Source organism: Pseudoalteromonas sp. SG45-5 (genome assembly GCF_014164085.1).
Taxonomy (GTDB): Bacteria; Pseudomonadota; Gammaproteobacteria; order Enterobacterales; family Alteromonadaceae; genus Pseudoalteromonas; species Pseudoalteromonas aliena.
The window spans coordinates 1-20102 of the sequence record NZ_JACJEM010000008.1; the positions used below are offsets into that span (position 1 = coordinate 1).

The window sequence follows — 20102 nt, forward strand, 5'->3', positions numbered from 1 at the left end:
AAATTGCACTATAACGTCGTTAAAAATTTTTTATTTAGAACAACTAGATACAAAAATTTTTGCCTAGTTCTAGCGTAATTTTCTTAACGTTAAATAGACCCCATATATAAGCAGATTGGTATAATACAAATTTTATTAAAAACATGATCATTCTATCGCATTAAATCACCCCATAACGTCGCTAAATAGACCCCATATTTAAGCCGATTAACATAAAAGGAAATATATGCAGTTATTTACAGAAAGACTCAGTATGCGGCAAATCACGCAAGCTGATTGGCCTCTTTTTTTAGAGCTTCATCAAGAGCCTGACGTGCTTTTATATTGTTTTGATAAGCCAAAAGACGCATTTGTGAAGCATCGATTTGAGCAACGCTTACCGACGTGGGATTCAAATTCGCGCCATCCGTTATGTTTTGTTGTTATAAATAATGAAACGCAGGAAGTGATAGGTGTTACTGGTTTTACCTATGATGGAACAACTGCGGAGCTAGGGTATTTATTCTTGCCAAAATACTTCGCTAAAGGGTATGCAACAGAGTCGTTAAAAGCAGTCATTGAATGGGCACAAAAAGCGTGTGGTATTAAACAGTTTAAAGCCGTGGTAACTCGGGGAAATGTAGGATCAGAAAATGTATTAAGTAAATGCGGACTCACATTGACTGATACAATTTTGCAAGCACACACAATTGCTAATAAATTATATGACGACCTTATTTATACGCTTAATATATAATCAAAATTAAATGGGCTAGTATGCAACTAGCCCGTTTAATTTTATAAATGGATTGCGATTGCGTTGCGATCTTTCTCCGGCATATTCTGCACAACTAAATCAAACGAATTATCAATCATACGTTCAATTTCACCTTGAGGAATTGAGCCATCTAAAATAACCGTATTCCATAAGCGTTTGTTCATGTGATAGCCTGGGATCACCGCAGGAAAAATGTCACGTAATGAAAGTGCTTCATCGGGATCACATTTTAAATTAAGCCACCAAATAGGGTCTCCATTGTCATTCGTTTCGCCATCGTTGCCAACGGCAAGGGTGGCAAACATTTTATGATTCACTTTATAAACGTCAACCTCTTGAGCAAATGGTTTTGTAACTTGAACAAGTGGCTTTTTAATTAAATACTCATGTACTCTTATTTGGTCCATGATCCATTCCTTGAAGTCATACTCGATACACATACCATAGCATTATTTTATTAGTTTTGTGATACGAAATATTATTTGTACTCATTTTTTCTTCATTAATACACTGAAGTCGTGGAAGTTATTAGGGCGTATTGACCTTTGTGGATTGAAATTTGTTCAATCTAGGGGCGATTAAATCGCGGCGCGAGGTTTGTAACCTAGTGGGCTCGGTAACTGCTCCTGCGTTACTCTAATGGCTTACATCCCTGTAAGAATAAGTCAAAGCCGAGTAACAAAGAGTTAATCGTCCCTAGGAAGAACCCAAAGGGCAGCGCATGTTTGGCATTTATACTGCGTTATCGCCTATTTATGGGGAACAACCACACTACACAGGCTCTGCCTTGCCTAAATACCAAACAGTCTGCTGCAAAATCAATCACGAAAGGTCAACACGCCCTAGCATTGACACAAAGAAAAACCCTATAAATACGAAAAAGTAACCAAGCTAACGCTATAGAGCTAGACAGTTTTCGGTAGCGATGTATAAGCAATTACAGCGGCGTCACGTTGAGTGAGATTGGGCCTCGTTGTATTGTGGCTATAAAGACGACAATATTCTATGGGATCGCCTTCGTGTGTTAAATAAGCTTCAGTGGTGAATTGCAGTAACGTCTCTTTCCAGCGCTTTACAATAGAGGGGGGTGGGTTTGGTAAAGCATTTAAAATGAGTTTAGATTCTTCAAAATTACTATTAATTGCCACATTAAGCATGTCATCGTTAGCAGCGGCTAGCCAACTAGCGCCATTAGTGCCTACGCAAAGTAATGGCATATAAGGTGCCAACGCTGGGCATACATTGTTTTTGTATATTTCAACTTGCCAGTATGGATGCGCTATTTTTATAAATTGAGTAAAACTTTCAATTGTCGTAAATTTAGATGTTGCAAGAGGCAGAATTTCAACCCTAGGTTTATTCGCGTTCACCGTATCATTGGCAACATCGATATACCAAGGTCCAAGTATGAGCGCGTTTTGAAAGTACTCATCTCGTAGCGATCCCCACGCCTTTTTTAAATCAGTACCTTGGTGAATATGTTCTTTTAATAAACTGAGCCCGAGCTTATCTGTGTGTGGTAATTGTGCTTGTAATAATGCAAACATTTCATCGCGAATTTCTCTGCAACGTCCTATCGGATATGGCTTATTGGCAAAGTAAGGTATTTTAGGTGCAAGTTTTAAATCGACGACTAACCTTAGTTGTGCCAGATCGTTGCAGATCATTGTTAGCTGTTGTGGTGTGAAGTTATTATCAAGCACGTATATTTCCCAAAATCGTTATTGTAATTTGCTTAACTGGGTTTGTGTATAGGCGTCATTTCTTAGCCACCTTAACATGTTTGGATAACCGTTAGGGTGATCTGGCTGTTCACACATAAACCATGAATATAAAAGAGGGTAACCAAAACCCGTGCTGTTGGTAAAGGCCTCGATTAAGTTATCAGATGCCCCTTTATAACCCTGTTCATGAAATAGAATATTCGGGGCGATATTTAAATAGCAAGCTGCAGCCCACGACCAAGCTATTGCGGTCATTTCTTCGGCCGCTTGGTGATCATGGTTTTTCATATCTCCTGTTAAACACGTTCTTGTCGTTTCTGAGGTAACTGCAATATGACCTGCTTCATGAAGAATATCACCTGGATATAACAATTTTTCTAAATCAAGTAATAAAGTGCCTTGTTCTATTTTAAGACCAGGTAAAAAAGTCTTTTCGTGTAACGTTTCATACCGGTGGTTTATACCTATATCAGTAAGAAAGGCTAAAATATTTTCAACCTCAGTTAACTGCTTATCTGTATTGTGTTTAGTGCTAATAGTCATAATGATTTGAGATTACTGTTAGTGACTAGCCAATGTTCAAATTCTTCAATACTTTGGCTTTGATAAAGTGCTACCGTTGTTTCATGGTACGGCAGCGTTAATGTATCTAATAGCTCTGTCCATAATGCCCATTCATCATCGGCAATACTAAAAGGGTGATCGGATTTAGCTGCTTGTGCACGCTCAAACATACGCTTTACACCAGGCAATCCTAAACGCGTCAGGTCGCTAAATAAGGCTAAATCGGCTTCTGTTTTCACAGTGTTTTTTATTGGAAATGTAAATATAAAGTCTGCGCTTTTGGGCATTATATATTCATAATGAATAGCTTCACCGCCACGAAGCTGCGCATCATGAGGTAAAAAAATAAGAGGTATATTCAAACTACATTGGTTTTCGGTCAATTTAAGATGTTTGTATATTTGAATATCGGTTGTTAGTTTTAGTCTGTAATTAATTTCAACGCCATTTGGGAGCAGCATACTGCCTTTAAAGGCGGATGTATCTCCCGTATTTAAACGCTTAGCTTCGTCGATATTTAAGCAATAAAACTCTTTTAAGAGTATGTCAATGCTCGGTTTATCTTCTGTAGGTATTAAAGATTTAAAAGGTGTTAGCCATGCCTTTAAAGAAATTTCTTGTGGGATCAGGGTGCCAGAATCACTCAGGTATTGACATAAATGAGCAAAAATAAAAACTTGGGGTTCTCGCTTTAAAAGAGCCGTCATGGTTTCAGAAATAATAATGTCAAATTGCTGGGAGTCTGGTGCTTGCCAACGCGTTGCGTCATCACACGTGATTGCAACAATGTTTTGGGTGATTGAAAAGTGCTTTACTAGCTTTTTAATTGCACTGATGTTTTCTGGATGAATGTCAATGAGAGTGACTTTTATACGTGGGTTTGTGGCAAGACTTAAGTAAGGAATAAGTAACGTGCCATAAGGGCCTGTACCGGCATAAAGAACATGAATATCATCAGTCGTTGCTTTTAAGCGTTCTTCAATAGCGAGTTTAACACCTTGCATAAATATTTGCGTACGAAGAGTTTCTTCTATGCATTTAGCTGCTTGTACGGGAGAAATTGCAACGCCTTGGGATGTATTTTCATCATTCCAGTCATTCATATCTAAATCAGTTGATATAGACGTAATATTCCCTAAGTAATTTTTTAAATCGTTGATAAAAGGCTTCATCAACCCAGCATCACCTGGCTCATTTAGCAAATGTGTAACCGCATTACGGTATCTATTCAGTAACTCAGTATCCATATCGCTCCCTGTATTTATCTACAACAATTGTTGCTTGCAATAATATAGCACTCTATTCTAATTAAGTTTAGCTTGTGTTAATAAATCAATTTAAGGTGTTTTACTTGCCTGAAATCAGGTAAGGAAAAGGAGTTATTATGCAAAATGAGTTGATAGCAAAAGTGCCACCTCCGCACACAATAACGCAGAGCACACTTCCTTGTTATAAAGAAACTGGAGGCTTAGGTCTATTTCAATTAAAGCGAATGTGGCACAAAGTACAGTTACAAAAACAAGGCTGTGCGGATAAAAAAATAATAGAAGACGAATGGTCGCTTGATGTCATGATAATGGACACTTTAGGCTTAGGGCTCACACCGACTATAGAGTCTATTTTTGCGAGTGATAGTTTTTTCGAATTTGAAAATTGGGTAAAAAAAGTGCATGGCAGAGTTATTTCAAACGCAAAAAGAAATCAGCTTAATAAAAACATTGTTTCATTTTTTGAGGAAACAGACATAAAAAATGAAACAGCATCAGTAGAGACACCTCGTTACTGTATTTTAACGCCACTGCAGTGGCAAAGCTGGGATGATAATGGTTATGTTATTATTCCAGCGTTGGTGCCAAAAAAATTATGTGAAGACATTTGTAATATGCTTTATGAACGTTTGAAAATGGATAAAAACAACCCCGCTTCATGGTATAGCTGTCATGCGCTTAAACAGGGGGTTATGGTACAAATATTTAATGATATAACCATGCAAGTTATACGCTCTCTTCCTCAAGTTCGAGATGTTTTTGAGCAACTTTGGGGAAGAGAAAACTTAATAGTAAGCACTGACAGACTTGGTTTTAATCCACCGCAGACAGAAAGTTGGCAGTTTCCTGGGCCAAATATTCACTGGGATATAAACTTTAATAAACCACTCACCTTTGCAACGCAAGGGTTGTTGTACCTTACTGACGTTGCCGCTGAGCAAGGTGCGTTTAGTTGTGTACCTGGCTTTCATAAAAAAATAGATAACTGGCTAGCTAACTTACCTAAAAATACTAATCCACACTCTTTTAATTTCGATAAATGCCACAGCACTCCATTAGCGGCAAAAGCAGGTAGCTTAATTGTTTGGCGACATACATTACCGCACGGTAGTTGTCCAAATAAGGGAAGTAGACCTCGTATTGTACAATATATAAACATGGCCCCATTAAAGTAAGTAGCTAAAGACTCGCTATGAGTAATAAACAATGCCGTGTAATAAAGTGTAATATTTTTTATCTTTAACTTGTGCCACACTTATAGATAGTTTGTTAACAATAAGTTGATTGGTTTTTAGTGTTTTACGCAAGTTAGTGATTATTAAAAATAATAGAACTAAAAATTGCACTCTATATCTTATGGACTATTATGTTGTCTGAATGTAGTGTTAATTAATGACAGAATTTTATATTGCAATAAAAGCTCAAAGGAATGTTTAAATATGAAAAAACATAGTCCACAGCTTACAAAATGTTTATGGCGCACAAAACCAATAATTAATTATTTAAAGTTTTTATTTAAAACACAATTAGAGTCACGTGCTAGAGCTGTGATAGCAAGTGAAAATAGATTAACCGGCTGTAACAGTAGAATTATAGAAATCGATCTCATACCGACCCTATACACACTTTATCTTAAGATTAAATGCTTTTTCGTTCATTCGCCTTATTTGGGAATTAATAATGAATGATGGCATAGTTATTTCTGAAGTTGTTAATGTCGATGAAAATATAGTCTTACCAGTCATTTCATTTGCCCAGCTTGATATTTTTTATGATATAAAAAAGGTGGCAGTCGATTTAGTTGTAGCAAAAAAATTGGAATGGGTTGAACATGTTAACACCCAATGTTATCAGGGCGGTTGGGACGTATTACCTTTAAGAGTCCCTGTTGAGCATGCTGATAGGCATGTGATTCTGCAATCTTTCGCAATTGAATCTAGCTCAGATTTTATCGATGGCGATCACCTTAAATATTTACCTTCTATTAGTGAATTATTGTCACAATTTAAATGTGATATTTTATCTGCACGGCTTATGCGCCTTTCCCCCAACTCTTTGATTAAACCTCACAGAGACTTTGGGCTGAGTATTGAGCTATCTGCTCAAGCACGTATCCATATTTCTTTAGAGACATGCGAACAAGTTGAGTTTTTAGTAGATTGTTTAGAAGTTCCAATGAGTCCGAATAGCTGTTGGTATATAAATGCGGATGCGGAACATTCTGTAATAAATACCGGCGATACACCAAGAATCAACCTTGTAATAGATTGCAATGTTAATGAATGGCTATTGAGTTTAATAATGGAATCTAAAGACAAAGCATATTGCTGTAAAAAAGTAAGCTAAGGAGATAAGAGATAATGAAACTTAATATTCCAAAAGGCCTAAATATAAGACCGTCAAATGCAGCAGATAAACCTTTCTTAGAAAAGCTACATAATACGATGCGTCAAGATTTACAGTTAATTGACGCAGAAAAAGACTTTGTTGAGTCAATTGTAGAAATGCAATTTAAAGCACAAACACAAGGGTATGGTGAAAAATTTCCTAACGCAATGTACTTCGTTATTGAAAAGCATCATGAGGCGATAGGTAAAGCAACAATTGATTTTGGCCCAAATGAAATTCGAATCGTCGATATTGGCTTTTTACCAAGTGCGAGAGGGCATGGTTTTGGCTCAGCAATAATCCAATCGTTTCAAAGTGCTGCACTACAATCTGGTGCACCTTTAACACTTGTAGTTGAGCAGTGTAATTTTGCTGCTAAGCAGTTGTATGCGCGTTTAGGGTTTCAAGTTGAATCAATTAGCCCACCATATGAATTTATGGCGTGGTACCCACATCCAGTGAAATTAATGAGTGGTGTGTGACTAAGCGAAGCTAAACACAGGAGTTGAATATGGAAAAGTTTACGTTTGAAAATGTTGAAAGAGCACAAGGATCAATTGTTAAAGTTGCTGGTCAAGATGGTGAAGTAGAGTTAAGGGTGTCATCAGTTGATAGAACAAAACTTAATGGGGAACAATGGGATGCATTTCGTGTTTTGCTTAAAGGCTCTGCAGATGAACCTTTAGAACAGGGCATATATCGACTCACACACGATGCATTTAGTGATACAGAGCTGTTTCTATCACCAAATAGCGAAACAGAGTATGAGATATACATCACGACACAAAAATAGTACTTCGTGTCTAATAGACTAAATTATTCGTTTAATAAAAGTGAGTAGGGAGATTTATATGGCTGATCCGTTTATATCTGAAATACGACCATTTGCGTTTGATTTTGCCCCAAGATACTGGGCATTCTGTAATGGTGGAGTTATCGCAATCTCACAGAATGGGGCACTGTATACTCTATTAGGGACTCAGTTTGGTGGTAACGGAACAAGTGATTTTAAGTTACCGGACTTACGGGGGCGCACGCCTATCGGTAGTGGGGTTTTGAGCACTGAAAACCGTCCTTTTTATGCAGGAGTGAGTTCAGGGGAGGAAACGGTTAGGTTAACGTTAGATGAAATGCCAGCGCATACGCATGCATTAAAAGCTACGGCTAGTATAGCCGCTAATAGCCCCGCGTTTACAGATCGTATATTTTCTGAATCAAAGGATAATAAGGGTACCTCAGCTGAACCTTTCGTATACGGTTCATCGTTAGATTTAACAGAACTTGCTCAGGATGTTGTTAGTAGTAGCGGGAGTGGGTCGCCACATACTAATCTTCAACCTTTACTAGTACTTAATTTTTGTATTGCACTGGAAGGTACTTTTCCAGCTAGAAATTAAAAAAGGAAATTAGCATGTCTGAATCATTTATCGGTGAAATAAAAATGATTGCTACTACATTTTCACCTCAGCAATGGGCATTTTGTAGTGGGTCTACTTTTTCAATAAGTCAAAACCAAGCGTTATTTGCATTGATTGGCGCACAATATGGCGGTGATGGGCGCTCGTCATTTATGCTGCCTGATTTAAGAGGGCGTGTACCCGTACACTTTGGGCAAGGCCCAGGGTTACAACCTTACCCTATAGCGCATCTGGGTGGCGTAGAAAATGTGACGCTTCTACCACTGCAGATGCCAGCACACACCCATAGCTTGCAAGCGAATAGTAATCGTGCAACTACATCTACAGCCATTGATAATGTCTTGGCGGGAAGCCCTCTAACAGAGTCAACTTATATATCAGGCGCCGTCACGGGAGATATACAGCAACTAAATGACGCAGCAGTTGAAACCGTGGGGGCTAATAAGCCGCATACTAATATGATGCCTTATTTAGCTATACATTTTATTATTTGCCTCAACGGCCTCTTCCCATCAAGAAATTAAAGGAGAAATATTATGGCTGAACCATTTATGGCTGAAATTAGAATATTTGGTCTTACGTATAGTCCTAGGTCTTGGGCTAAATGCGCAGGGCAAATACTCAGTATTTCACAATCTACAGCGCTATTTAGTTTGCTGGGAACTAATTTCGGTGGCGATGGACGAACAACATTTGGAGTCCCTGATTTACAAGGCAGAGCACCAATGCACGCGGGATCAGGGATAGGACTAACGACTCGGCCATTTTCTACCTTTGGTGGTGTTAGCCAAGTAGCGTTGGCTCCCATACAGCTGCCTAAGCATGACCACGTTATTTCAGGCGTATTTCAAGCTGGTAATACTGACCAACCAAGTGATAATCAACTTGCAATTGACGTTGCCTCTTCAGGCGGTGCACTGAGATATACTGCGCCACTGGATAGTAATACAAGTGCTATGAGTAGCAGCAGTTTAGCGCAGTCTGGGAGAAGTCAGCGGCATGAAAATATGCAACCTAGCTTAGCGCTAAACTTTTGTATTGCATTGGACGGGATTTATCCACCAAGAAATTGATGTGTGAGAATACAGATTTTAGTTTGCAATCTGTATTCTACATATGATGAAAAAACGATTATGTTTGTGCAGGAATTAAGCTATATGTTGTTTGAAAGAGCTCTGTTGGTTGTTATTTACATATGTTGAAATACCTTAATTGGCGTATTATTTTTAGTTATTTCATTATAATAGGGTGCTTATTTGCAATAGATGTATATGCTCAGGCGAGTTTAGACAAGCTACAATTTAAAAGCTCTAAGGGTAGTGTTGTATTTGCCAAGTATGACAGTGATTTTTTGATTGATGATGCAGGGAAAAAGTACGCATTTAATAAAAAAATAATAATACTCTCTTTGCTATCAGTCGATGAAATTTCAGGGCTACATGATGAAATAAAACAAGTCCAAGTCATCGCTAATATAGGGAATGGATTGGTTTACTGGGTAACACCTAGATCCGAATATTTTTTTGATGTTTATTTAGCGTTAAGTAAACATCAAGATGTGTTAGAAATCGAACCTGATATTGCACCTGTCACAAGGTTAGTTACGTCAGGAACAAGCACGCAGACTAGCAGCGTGCTTGTGTCAAAAAATACTCCTTTATGCGATAAACCAAAGAATACCGTTCGGGTTGCAATTATTGATGATGGCTTTGACTTTACTCACCCAGAGTTTGATGATTTAACAGTATTGTTAGAATATGACCCTGATAAACAAACATTGGCAGCCAGTTCTAAAAATCCAATTGATTACCATGGCACACGCGTTGTTGGAGTTATCGCTGCAAAGCAAGATAATGTAGGGGTTGACGGCATTGCACCGACCAGTGAAATAATTGCTATAAGGCAAGTTTCGACATGGACATCTTCTTTAATATTGGCATTTCAGGTCGCTAAGTTGATGAAAGCGGATGTTATCAATTGTAGTTGGGTTTTACCGTTTTTATCTAGTATTACGTCACTGGTTATTGAGGATATAGCTTCAGCATCTAATGCACCTACTATTGTTGTTTCTGCGGGTAACTCTGGTGAAGAAGCTTGTAAAATCAATCAATTGTCTGCATTGGACTCAGTGGTTGTGGTAGGATCAATAAATAAAAATGGAGAGGTTACATCGTTTTCTAATTATGGAGAATGTGTTGATTATTACGCTCCTTATTCAATTGCATCAACGTCACGGAACGGGTATGCAAATTTTGGCGGGACCTCGTCATCGGCCGCTATTATCTCAGGTGTTGTAGCACAGCTAAAAGCATGCGGAGTTGAACACCCGTTAACAAAATTAACAATGGTTGAAAATATTCATGCAGCTCATAAAATTAAGAAAAAATAATATAAAGAGTATAATTTTGATTAGATTAAAAGGTAGTGAGATTAATGAGTTCTGAAACGGAACAGTTAGATTTTAGTAGCACGCATAGTGACAATTTCCCCAAAATATTGGCTCAGTTGGGAATATCGCTGATTGTGACAAGTTATCAATCACAACGTGTCATTTTAGTACGCTCCAGTGATAACAAGCTTGAAACAAAACTAAAAGCATTTCCAAGACCTATGGGGCTTTATGCAGACGAAAATAGGATCACGCTTGGAACACTAAATCAAGTAATCGACTTTCAAAGAACACCAAATGGTTATGCAGACGTTATTAATGGCGACCTTGATAGTTATGAAGAGTTACCAAAAAAATTACAAGATAATGAACTGCGAGATATAGCCAAGTTCCGTGAAGAGTGGGATGAACAAGTCCAAAGTGTAAAGGCAGCCGACAGTTTGTTTATTGAAAGAGCGACTTTATCAACCGGTATGATTAACATCCATGATATCTGTTGGGGTAATGATGGCTTGTGGGTAGTTAACTCGATGTTCTCTTGTTTAAGTAAGTTAAGCCCTGACCATAGTTTTGTCGCGGCTTGGGTGCCGTCGTTTATTTCAGATCTGAAACCAGAAAATAGATGCCATTTAAATGGTATGGCGTTGTTAGATGGCGTGCCTCGTTATGCTACGGCCTTTAGTGAATCCGATACAGCGGAGGGCTGGCGCGAAGAACTAGGAGAGAAAGGTGTGCTTATTGATGTCGTTGAAAATAAGGTTATCAAATCAGGTATCTCAATGCCGCATTCGCCAAGGTGCCACGCAGGTAAAGTGTATTATTGTGCATCTGGAGATGGCGATATTCATGTGTACGATCCAAAATTAGGTACTAGTCGAGTTTTATGTGAGTTGCAAGGCTTTACAAGAGGGATGACGTTTTTTGGTGACTTGATGCTTGTCGGTACGAGTACATTACGTAAGTCAGAAGAGCATATTCGTTTCAAAGCAAACCCCAGATTATTGGATGGGCAAAGTGAATGCGCAGTATGGTTAGTGAATGTAAGTACAGGTGAGGTGATTGGTAATTTAACTTTTTCGGGTGAAGTAAAGCAAATTTACGATATTGCGGTTGTACCGAATAGCATAAAGCCAGAGCTATTTCAAAGCTCAGACGCGTTGTCTAGCCATATTTTTGAATTTTGTCGAGGGTAAGTATTATGAAACATTTGAGCTTAAATAAAACTTTTTTAGGAGTTGCAATCTCTGCAGTAATTGCTAGCGGAGCTTATGCAGAAACAGTAACTGAAGCTGTAGATTTAAAACAATTTTCAAAAAAATCAGCATTAGAAACAGAGGGTGAAATAGTTGTTGATGTAGAGTCAAAAAATCCCTTTTCGGCATTTAGTCGAGGGGAAAAAGCACAATCACACTTAGTAAACTCAGATATAAATAATACATTAAACTTTTTAAAAGAGCAGGGGTTACTCGAAACTAATGAACAAAAAGTAAGTATTGTTACGGGCGATAATACACAGGTAAAAAGTGACTTACTAATAAGAAAGGTGTTTGCAAGTGCAAACTGTACACTACCTGGCGGAGCATGTACCACTGTAAGTTCTTCTAGCTGTACCTTGAGAGGTGGCAGTGTTGGTGCTTGTGGGTCATCTCCAGAAATAGATGTTGAAGAAAGTGGATCGACAACTGTAAGTGAAGATTTTGGCAGTGTTGCAGCAGATGGAGTAGCAACTACAACAAAAACCTTTACGGTAAAAAATGAAGGCACTGGTAATTTAACGACTACGGCTGTTTCTATAACAAGTGGCAGTAGCGACTTTTCAATTACAGGCGGTACATGTGCTACGAATGGTCAAACATTAAGCTCAGGTATGCAATGTACGATACTTGTTACTGTACAAACGACAACGGTTGGTGGGATATCGGGTAATTTAAGAATTAGTAACACTGATGCAAATGAGAGTATGTATAATGTGTCTTTGAGTGCCACAGGTACTTCTACAAACTCAGCTCCTGTTATTGATTTAAATGGTGGGATTCCAGGTACAGGGAGTTTTTCGGCGTTTACTGAAGGCAGCCCTGCTCCCGTGATTGCGCCCGATGCTAGTGCAGAGGATAGTGATGGCGACACAATAACAACAATAACCGTTGCATTAACAAATGATCAAGACGGATTGTTTGAAGGTCTTAATGTATCTGCCAGTGCGCAAAATGCACTCGGGGGTATTAGTGGTGCATCTGATATTAGTCTACAAGATACAATTTCTATTACAGGTGCAACAGCAACAACGTCTGAAGTTGCCACTTTCCTTAAAGCAATCACGTATAACAATACCAGTTCGTCGCCCAACACAACTTCGCGGACCGTGTCAGTTGTTATCAATGATGGCACTGAAAACAGTATCAGCCGTACAGCGACAATTTCAGTGGCTAACCTTACAGCGGCTAGTTCTACAGCGGCGGGTTTTAGTACCTTAGATGGTACAAATTTAAATCCGGCAATTACGTTTAGTAGTGACAACGAAACATTAACGATAAGCAATCCATCACATATTACAGGTTCAGTGGCTGATGGTGGTACTGGTACAGATACCATTCACGTTCCGACTGGATCCGATTTAACGGGCTTTACCACGTTAACGGGTTTTGAAACATTATCAGTGCCTAGCAGCGCTACTTTAACGCTAACTGAAGCGCAGCATGAGCAATTTACAACGATTTCGGGGAGCGGGGCTCCTGTCTTTACGATTACAGCAGGCAGTGGGGGCGATGCAAATTTAACGGCAAATAGTACGATCGTAACATACGTTTTAAATACACCCACGGCATTAACGCTTGTAGACAGAGACCAGTCTGTTACAGGCAGTAATTTAGCTGATTCAGTCGATATTTCTAACTTTGCGTATAGAGGAACCCTCGATGGTGGGGATGGTACTGATACACTTCTACTTATCGATGGTGCAAGTATAGCCGCTGCGACAATCTCAAACTTTGAAACACTTAATTTGAGCGGCGGTGGATCTCTGACTATGAAAGTAGCGCAGCATAACGCGTTTACTACAATTATAGGCTCAGGCACTGATCAAATTACCATTTCAGACGCAACTAATAGTTTAATTGCTGCGAATGATATTGAAACGTATGTGCTCGGTAGTGCAAACACAATTACCTTATCAAATAGCTCACAAAATATAACAGGCAGCACGGGCAATGATACGGTAAATATTGCAGGTTTAACGGTTACAGGTACACTCAATGCAAATGGTGGTACCGATACATTAAGTATGGCAACAGGTGCCGACACCACAAGTGCTACAGTGTCTAGTTTTGAAAACTTAACCCTTGCAACAAACTCATCGGTGGCTTTATCTGCAGCGCAAGTGAGTACATTTACAGGCACTATTACAGCGTCTGGCGCTGAAACGATTACGGTTTCGGGTGATGGTAACTTTACAACACTTAGCAATATTGAAGCGTTTAACGTTGGTGATGATTCAACAAATACACGAACAATTACGTTAGGTTCTTCGTCTGTTAATGTAACAAGCGTATCAACAACCGACGCAAATACGTTTGATGTCAGTGGATTAACGTTTACTGGCACAATAACAGGTGAAGCAAGCGTTAACGATACGCTATCTATCAGTAATACGGGAGATATTACCGCTGCAACAGTTTCCAATATTGAAAACCTAACACTTAGCAGTGGTGCAAGGGTTTCAATAACGCGTTCGCAACATGCAGGTTTTACAGGTACTATATCTGCAATAGGTTCTGAAACAATCGATGTTTATAGCGATGGTGATTTTTCTACTTTCAGTGATGTTGAAACTTACAACGTATTTGATGATTCTTCAAACAGTAGAACAATTACGATAGTCTCTGCAACTCAAAATATAATAGATAGATCTAGTAATACAGCAATGACCTTTGCACTTGGTGGCGCTGGGTTTAGTGGTTCATTAACCTCAGATCTAAATGCTGCAGATAAGGTGAGTGTCACTGACGGTGCTGACGTGACTTCTGGCTCATTCTTTAATATTGGTACATTAAGCTTAGCCTCTGCAGCAACAGTAGCAATTGATGTTAATAATATTAATGATTTTAATACTGCCATTACAGGCTCTGCTGGCGCTGATACGCTAAAACTGATGGATGGTGGCGCCTTTAATTTTACTGGCACTACCGTATCGGGTATTGAAAACCTGGCAATCGGCACTAATAGCAACACGACTATCACCTTAACCGATAATTTTAATACGGATGCTGGCGTTGTATCTTTTTCTAATGCTAGTGGCAGTGCTATTACAGCTGCAGTGACGCTAGATGCAAGTGCATTTAGCGCCGACATTTTAACAATGACCTCATCAGATTTTAATGGTGATGATGTACTTAAAGGCGGTACAGGCGCTGATACTTTACGCCCAGGCGCTGGTACAGATACGTTAACAGGTAACGCAGGTAATGATAATTTTGTAGGTAGCTCATCTCAATTATCAGGAGATACAATTACCGATTTAGCCGCAGGCGATCGTATTACTATCACTGGTATCACAGGGCTTTCAGCCAGTAACGTGCGTTTTAATGGCACGAGTACATTAGAAGTAGATACCAACGCCACCGATTTTAATATTTCTGAACTTACTCTTTCACTTACTAATGCGCCTGGCAATGATTTAGCTTTTACGGTTGCTGATAGCGGCTCTGACACGCTCATTACATTTGTTTCAGCAAACTCAGCACCTACATTTAGCTCGCTTAACGGCGGTGCAACGTATATCGAAGGTTTCAGTGCAGTGACCATTGATAGCGATATGACAATTGCAGATGCTGAGCTTGATGCACTTAACAGCAGCGCAGGGGATTACAACAATGCCAGCTTAACTATTCGACGACGCGGCGGTGCAAGTGCCGAAGATCGATTTGGTCATTCGGGGCTATTAGGGACGTTAACTGAAGGCAATACATTTAGTTACAATGCTAATAATATAGGGACTGTTACCACAAACTCGGCAGGCACTTTAACGCTAACATTTAATAGCAATGCTACTTCTGCAATCGTAGATTCTGTTGCGCAAGCAATTACCTACGCCAATAACTCAGATATTCCTCTAAATGCAACTGTGCTTGACTATACCTTTAATGATGGAGTCGTAGATAGCACAGGTACTAATCAGGCGTCAGTTACTATTACCTCGGTTAACGACGCGCCTACAGTATCAGCAGTGGGGGCTAATCCAACCTTTACAGAAAATGGCTCAGCAGTTGGGATTTTCTCTTCAGCTTCAATTAGTACTATTGAAAGTGGGCAAAATGTTGAACAAATATCACTAACAGTAACTAATGTAAAAGATACGGGTCATGAGTTTCTTCAATTTGGCGCAGATCTTATTAACTTAGAACATAATGCATCGGGCACGTATTCGGGAGCCGTTAATTTTAGCTACGTGGTCACGTTAAGTGGTTCAACGGCAACGGTAACGGTTAGCGCATCAGATTCAGCAGCTGTGTGGCAAAACTATGTGCCGTTTTTACAATATAAAAACACCAGTGAATCGCCAACCACCGATAATAGAGTTGTTACACTTACATCAATAAAAGACAGCGGCGGCACAGCTAATGCTGGCGCTGATAGAGCAATTGGCAGTTTTGGATCCTCTACAGTTAGCGTCGTGGGTGAAAATAATGCACCTACTGATATCAACCTTTCAAGTTCTACGATTAGTGAATCAATTGTTGGTGCGGGGGCTGATGTTGGAATATTAAGCACAACTGATGCTGATTCGAGCAGTCATACTTACTCGTTAGTTTCATCAACGTCATTGGCTGCGGGAAGCTGTACTGCAAGTACAGGTAATAGTTCTTTCCAAATCAATGGCAGTACGTTAGAAACAAAAACAGCATTGCCACTGGGTATTTACACTGTTTGTATACAAACAAACGATAGTGCTGCGACCTTCAAAAAATCATTTGCTATTACCGTAACTGAAGCGCCTAAACCAACTAACCCTGAAATCAGTGGCGCACCAGTAACAAAAGTAAACCAAGGTGAGGCTTATAGCTTTACACCAACAGCAACGGATCCACAAAATAAAGCACTGACGTTTAGTATTGCTAATAAGCCAAGTTGGGCGAGTTTTAATACTGCAACAGGTAATTTATTCGGTACTCCTGCTAAAACTAACATAGGGCTTTATCCTAATATCGCCATTTCTGTGAGTAACGGTAGCGAGCAAGCAAGCTTGCCACCTTTCAATTTAGAAGTGGTATCAACAAATAGTGCTCCGGTTGCGTCGAATTTAAGTTTAGAGCTTGATGAAGATTCTAATATCAGTTTTTCCCCTGATATTACGGATGTGGACTCAGATACGTTGACAATTAGCGCTGTGTCGCAGCCTCAATTTGGTACATTAACCAAACAAGCCAATACATTCACGTATACACCTAATGCAAATTATTTTGGCCCTGATAGTTTTAATTATCTTGCAGATGATACAAAGGAAAAATCTGCTATTGCTACAGTGAACTTTACGGTAGCTTCTATTAATGATGCACCAATTGCCAATTCAGATAGTTATTCATTAAATAGCAACGCTGATAATAGCTACCCACTTGATGTGCTAGTTAATGATACAGATGTTGATGACGATGAATTAGTTATTGTTAGCGCCAATGCAAGCGTGGGGTCGGTGCGAATTGAAAATGGAACGCTGATTTATCAGGCTCAGGCAAGCACTAAAGGGGCTATTCAAATTAACTATTTGATTGAAGACCCTGATAAAGAAACGAGTAGAACAACAGCAACATTAACGTTGAATAATCAAGCAGACAATGTGCCAACGATCGAAACGCCGACTGATATTGATGTTAATGCAAAAGGGTTGTTTACTAAGGTCAAGTTAGGTGTCCCTTCGGCAACGGATAGCGAAGGTAATAAATTAGCGGTTTCATTAGTTAACCCAAGTTTGTTGTATGCGCCAGGTAAGCATTTAGTTTACTGGAAAGCTGTAGACAGCAGCGGGCTTGAAGCAATCGCAACGCAAAATGTAAACGTGAGTCCGCTTATTTCGCTTAGTAAAAATAGCGAAATAGCTGAGAATAAAACACATAGCTTTAATGTGTTTTTAAATGGTGAAGCACCAAGTTATCCAGTGACTATTGCCTATGAAGTATCGGGTACTGCTGATAGCTCTGATCATGATTTAGTATCGTCAGAGTTAGTGATTAACAGTGGCATGCAGGGACAAGTTAATTTTACAACATATGCAGACTCCGAAACGGAAGGCAATGAAACCGTTGTAATTACATTGGCAAATACACTAAATCTAGGTGCGAAGTCTTCAGCAACAATCACTATTGTTGAAAACAATGTAGCACCTACTATTAGCGCAAGTATTACACAAGGTTCTCAACAAAGATCACTTGTTACCATAGGTAATGATCTTGTCACGATTAAAGCTGTTGCTCAGGATGCAAATCCGAACGATAACGTAACGTTAAAGTGGGTATCAGAGGATAATAAACTCCTTAATACAAGCGCAAATGAAAACGAATTTGTTTTTTCAACACAATCACTAACTCCTGGTATTTATAAAGTAACGGTAACAGCGCAAGACTCTGGCGAGCCAAGTCTCTCAACAACAAAAGATGTTTACGTTGAAGTATTAACCTCACTTGAGGCGCTAGGGCAGGAAGATTCCGATGGTGACCTTATCCCAGATGCACAAGAAGGTTACGGTGATAGTGACGGTGATGGCATTCCTGATTATTTAGATGCAATCAGTGAATGTAATGTCATGCAAGAACAAGTTAAAGACAGTGATAAGTTCTTAGTAGAAGGCGAGCCGGGCGTTTGCGTTAGAAAAGGGGTTACAGTTTCACAAAATGCAACGGGCGGTGTTCAGTTGCTTGATAGTGAATTACCTGAAGATGAAGGCGCGGTAAATACAGGCGGACTATTTGATTTTATCGCAACAGGTTTACCTAATGCTGGAGATACTTACAGCATAGTAATACCGCAAAGAAAACCAATCTCACAAAACTCTGTTTACAGAAAATTAAAAGAGGGACAGTGGATTGATTTTGATACATCAGGTGACAACCAATTACTCTCTACAGCGGGTGAACCTGGCTATTGTCCTCCACCAAGAAGCAGTGAGTGGGCGCAAGGGCTTACTGAAGGCGCTTGGTGTGTGCAATTACAAATTGTTGATGGTGGCCCTAATGATGACGATGGCAAAGCGAATCGCTCAATAGTCGACCCTGGTGGTGTTGCAATTGTTCGCACATCGAATCAGCTTCCAGAGGCTAATCAAGATGAGATAACAATTGGTGTAGGGGAATCAACGACTATTGATGTATTAAAAAATGATACAGATATAGACGGCGATAAACTTACTTTAAGCGGCGCGACGGCTGATTTTGGTGATGTAAGTATTGTCGATGAGCAGTTACTGTACATCCCACCAGCTGGATTTGTTGGTGTTGCGATTATTGAATATAGTATTAGTGATGGCAAAGGGGGCACATCAAACAGCCAAGTTAAAGTTAACTTAGTTATAAATAATGCACCAACAGCTGTTTTTGATTCGGCAACAACCACAGATAACACATCGATAGAAATAGATGTACTCCGTAATGATTCAGATATTGATGGTGATGAATTATTTGTTGTTAATGCCGTTGCGGCTCAGGGCACAGTAACAATTAACATTAACGGCACTTTACAATACGCACCCAAAAGCGGCTTTGACGGTGTTGATATTATTGATTACACAATAAAAGATAGCAAAGGTGCAAAATCTACAGCACAAGTAAAAGTGACGGTTAGCGCTGTTAAATCAGTGGCCATCAATAATAAGTCATCAGGAGGAAGCATGGGAGGTTTGGGTTTATTACTGATTTCAGTACTTGTTATTAGTCGTAGAAGGTCAATGTTTCCAAGCTTTGCAATAGTAACGACCAGTTGTTTAATTAGCACCAGTGCAATGGCTGATACATGGTCGTTTGAGGCCACGCTAGGTGAGTCTAAAGCAAAGCATTCTTTAGTAACTAAAGACAACAAGGCTAATTTAGTTTCTATTGATGATACCGATACTAGCTGGTCAATTGGCGCTTATTATGACCTGTCACCCAATTGGGAAGTCGCTATAAGATATATTGATTTAGGTGAAGGTCGAGCCGATTTAACTGCCCAAACAGTAAAAGTGGATGCAGACAAATTACATCAAGATTATTCACGCTTTGTACCGGTATTACCAAAAGGGGTGGCAGCTGAAGTAGGCTACCGACATATGCTTGCTGAATCTTTAAGCACAAAGGTATTTTTAGGCGCTTATCGTCATCAATATAAAATACAAAGTAGCACCACGGATGGAGCTCGCTTAGAGTATAAAGAACACGCTACGAAACCTTATATAGGTGCCGCTTTAGGTTATTCGGTTTATAAGCAGACTGAATTATTACTAAAGTATACTTATTATAAAGTATCAAAAAATGATGTAAGTGAGTTATCAGCAGGAATAAAAGTACGCTTTTAAGTTGATGCGTAGTGTGATCAGCGCCGCTATTAGCGGCGCTGAACCACATATTTTTAAAA

General features: G+C 39.3%; 15 protein-coding genes. 11 read left to right on the forward strand and 4 right to left on the reverse strand.

Translation table 11 applies throughout. The annotated features are described in order from the left end of the window. Positions 1 to 226: 226 nt before the first annotated feature. The gene (locus H5119_RS03530; RefSeq protein WP_182701241.1) at positions 227 to 736 is read left to right on the forward strand and encodes a GNAT family N-acetyltransferase; all 510 of its coding nucleotides are present in this window, start codon (positions 227 to 229) and stop codon (positions 734 to 736) included. A 41-nt stretch (positions 737 to 777) separates the two neighbouring features. Here the strand turns inward: H5119_RS03530 and H5119_RS03535 are convergent, their stop codons facing one another. The 4 genes from H5119_RS03535 to H5119_RS03550 form a co-directional block, all read right to left on the reverse strand. After that, complete coding sequence (locus tag H5119_RS03535) at positions 778 to 1164, reverse strand: MmcQ/YjbR family DNA-binding protein (protein WP_077538566.1); 387 nt, start codon at positions 1162 to 1164, stop codon at positions 778 to 780. A gap of 498 nt (positions 1165 to 1662) precedes the next feature. Further along, entirely contained in the window at positions 1663 to 2460 is a 798-nt protein-coding gene (locus tag H5119_RS03540) for a hypothetical protein (protein ID WP_182701242.1), read from the reverse strand. Between the two features lie 18 nt (positions 2461 to 2478). Then, positions 2479 to 3024 (reverse strand): hypothetical protein, encoded by a 546-nt coding sequence (locus tag H5119_RS03545; protein WP_182701243.1) that lies wholly within the window; start codon positions 3022 to 3024, stop codon positions 2479 to 2481. Further along, positions 3021 to 4292: a class I SAM-dependent methyltransferase gene (locus tag H5119_RS03550; RefSeq protein WP_182701244.1), complete on the reverse strand. Its 1272-nt coding sequence runs from the start codon at positions 4290 to 4292 to the stop codon at positions 3021 to 3023. The genes H5119_RS03545 and H5119_RS03550 overlap by 4 nt, the downstream gene beginning before the upstream one ends. A gap of 137 nt (positions 4293 to 4429) precedes the next feature. On the opposite strand from H5119_RS03550, the gene H5119_RS03555 reads away from it, so the two are divergent. The 10 genes from H5119_RS03555 to H5119_RS03600 all read left to right on the forward strand — a co-directional run bounded on the left by H5119_RS03555 (position 4430) and on the right by H5119_RS03600 (position 20043). Continuing rightward, positions 4430 to 5488 (forward strand): phytanoyl-CoA dioxygenase family protein, encoded by a 1059-nt coding sequence (locus tag H5119_RS03555; RefSeq protein ID WP_182701245.1) that lies wholly within the window; start codon positions 4430 to 4432, stop codon positions 5486 to 5488. Between the two features lie 505 nt (positions 5489 to 5993). Continuing rightward, a complete protein-coding gene (locus H5119_RS03560) occupies positions 5994 to 6659 on the forward strand; it encodes an aspartyl/asparaginyl beta-hydroxylase domain-containing protein (protein WP_182701246.1) in 666 nt (221 codons plus the stop codon). A 14-nt stretch (positions 6660 to 6673) separates the two neighbouring features. After that, positions 6674 to 7183, forward strand: a complete 510-nt coding sequence (locus H5119_RS03565; protein ID WP_182701247.1) for a GNAT family N-acetyltransferase — start codon at positions 6674 to 6676, stop codon at positions 7181 to 7183. A gap of 29 nt (positions 7184 to 7212) precedes the next feature. Then, positions 7213 to 7494, forward strand: coding sequence for a DUF6916 family protein (locus H5119_RS03570; RefSeq protein ID WP_182701248.1), 282 nt, complete (start codon positions 7213 to 7215; stop codon positions 7492 to 7494). Positions 7495 to 7552: 58 nt separating this feature from the next. Further along, entirely contained in the window at positions 7553 to 8098 is a 546-nt protein-coding gene (locus H5119_RS03575) for a phage tail protein (RefSeq protein ID WP_182701249.1), read from the forward strand. Between the two features lie 14 nt (positions 8099 to 8112). Beyond that, on the forward strand, positions 8113 to 8643 hold the full coding sequence (locus tag H5119_RS03580) for a phage tail protein (protein ID WP_182701250.1): 531 nt from the start codon (positions 8113 to 8115) through the stop codon (positions 8641 to 8643). A gap of 12 nt (positions 8644 to 8655) precedes the next feature. Next, on the forward strand, positions 8656 to 9192 hold the full coding sequence (locus tag H5119_RS03585; protein WP_077538545.1) for a phage tail protein: 537 nt from the start codon (positions 8656 to 8658) through the stop codon (positions 9190 to 9192). Positions 9193 to 9314: 122 nt separating this feature from the next. After that, positions 9315 to 10508, forward strand: coding sequence for a S8/S53 family peptidase (locus H5119_RS03590; RefSeq protein ID WP_182701251.1), 1194 nt, complete (start codon positions 9315 to 9317; stop codon positions 10506 to 10508). A gap of 44 nt (positions 10509 to 10552) precedes the next feature. Then, complete coding sequence (locus H5119_RS03595) at positions 10553 to 11701, forward strand: TIGR03032 family protein (RefSeq protein WP_237070460.1); 1149 nt, start codon at positions 10553 to 10555, stop codon at positions 11699 to 11701. A gap of 5 nt (positions 11702 to 11706) precedes the next feature. Continuing rightward, positions 11707 to 20043 (forward strand): Ig-like domain-containing protein, encoded by an 8337-nt coding sequence (locus H5119_RS03600; protein WP_182701252.1) that lies wholly within the window; start codon positions 11707 to 11709, stop codon positions 20041 to 20043. The last annotated feature ends 59 nt before the right edge of the window (positions 20044 to 20102 follow it).

What these genes read in the sequence shown, in the direction of transcription:
- H5119_RS03530 (WP_182701241.1), top strand. Translation starts at nt 227, where the DNA reads ATGCAGTTATTTACAGAAAGACTCAGTATGCGGCAAATCACGCAAGCT.
- H5119_RS03535 (WP_077538566.1), bottom strand. Translation starts at nt 1,164, where the DNA reads ATGGACCAAATAAGAGTACATGAGTATTTAATTAAAAAGCCACTTGTT.
- H5119_RS03545 (WP_182701243.1), bottom strand. Translation starts at nt 3,024, where the DNA reads ATGACTATTAGCACTAAACACAATACAGATAAGCAGTTAACTGAGGTT.
- H5119_RS03550 (WP_182701244.1), bottom strand. Translation starts at nt 4,292, where the DNA reads ATGGATACTGAGTTACTGAATAGATACCGTAATGCGGTTACACATTTG.
- H5119_RS03555 (WP_182701245.1), top strand. Translation starts at nt 4,430, where the DNA reads ATGCAAAATGAGTTGATAGCAAAAGTGCCACCTCCGCACACAATAACG.
- H5119_RS03560 (WP_182701246.1), top strand. Translation starts at nt 5,994, where the DNA reads ATGAATGATGGCATAGTTATTTCTGAAGTTGTTAATGTCGATGAAAAT.
- H5119_RS03565 (WP_182701247.1), top strand. Translation starts at nt 6,674, where the DNA reads ATGAAACTTAATATTCCAAAAGGCCTAAATATAAGACCGTCAAATGCA.
- H5119_RS03570 (WP_182701248.1), top strand. Translation starts at nt 7,213, where the DNA reads ATGGAAAAGTTTACGTTTGAAAATGTTGAAAGAGCACAAGGATCAATT.
- H5119_RS03575 (WP_182701249.1), top strand. Translation starts at nt 7,553, where the DNA reads ATGGCTGATCCGTTTATATCTGAAATACGACCATTTGCGTTTGATTTT.
- H5119_RS03580 (WP_182701250.1), top strand. Translation starts at nt 8,113, where the DNA reads ATGTCTGAATCATTTATCGGTGAAATAAAAATGATTGCTACTACATTT.
- H5119_RS03585 (WP_077538545.1), top strand. Translation starts at nt 8,656, where the DNA reads ATGGCTGAACCATTTATGGCTGAAATTAGAATATTTGGTCTTACGTAT.
- H5119_RS03590 (WP_182701251.1), top strand. Translation starts at nt 9,315, where the DNA reads ATGTTGAAATACCTTAATTGGCGTATTATTTTTAGTTATTTCATTATA.
- H5119_RS03595 (WP_237070460.1), top strand. Translation starts at nt 10,553, where the DNA reads ATGAGTTCTGAAACGGAACAGTTAGATTTTAGTAGCACGCATAGTGAC.
- H5119_RS03600 (WP_182701252.1), top strand. Translation starts at nt 11,707, where the DNA reads ATGAAACATTTGAGCTTAAATAAAACTTTTTTAGGAGTTGCAATCTCT.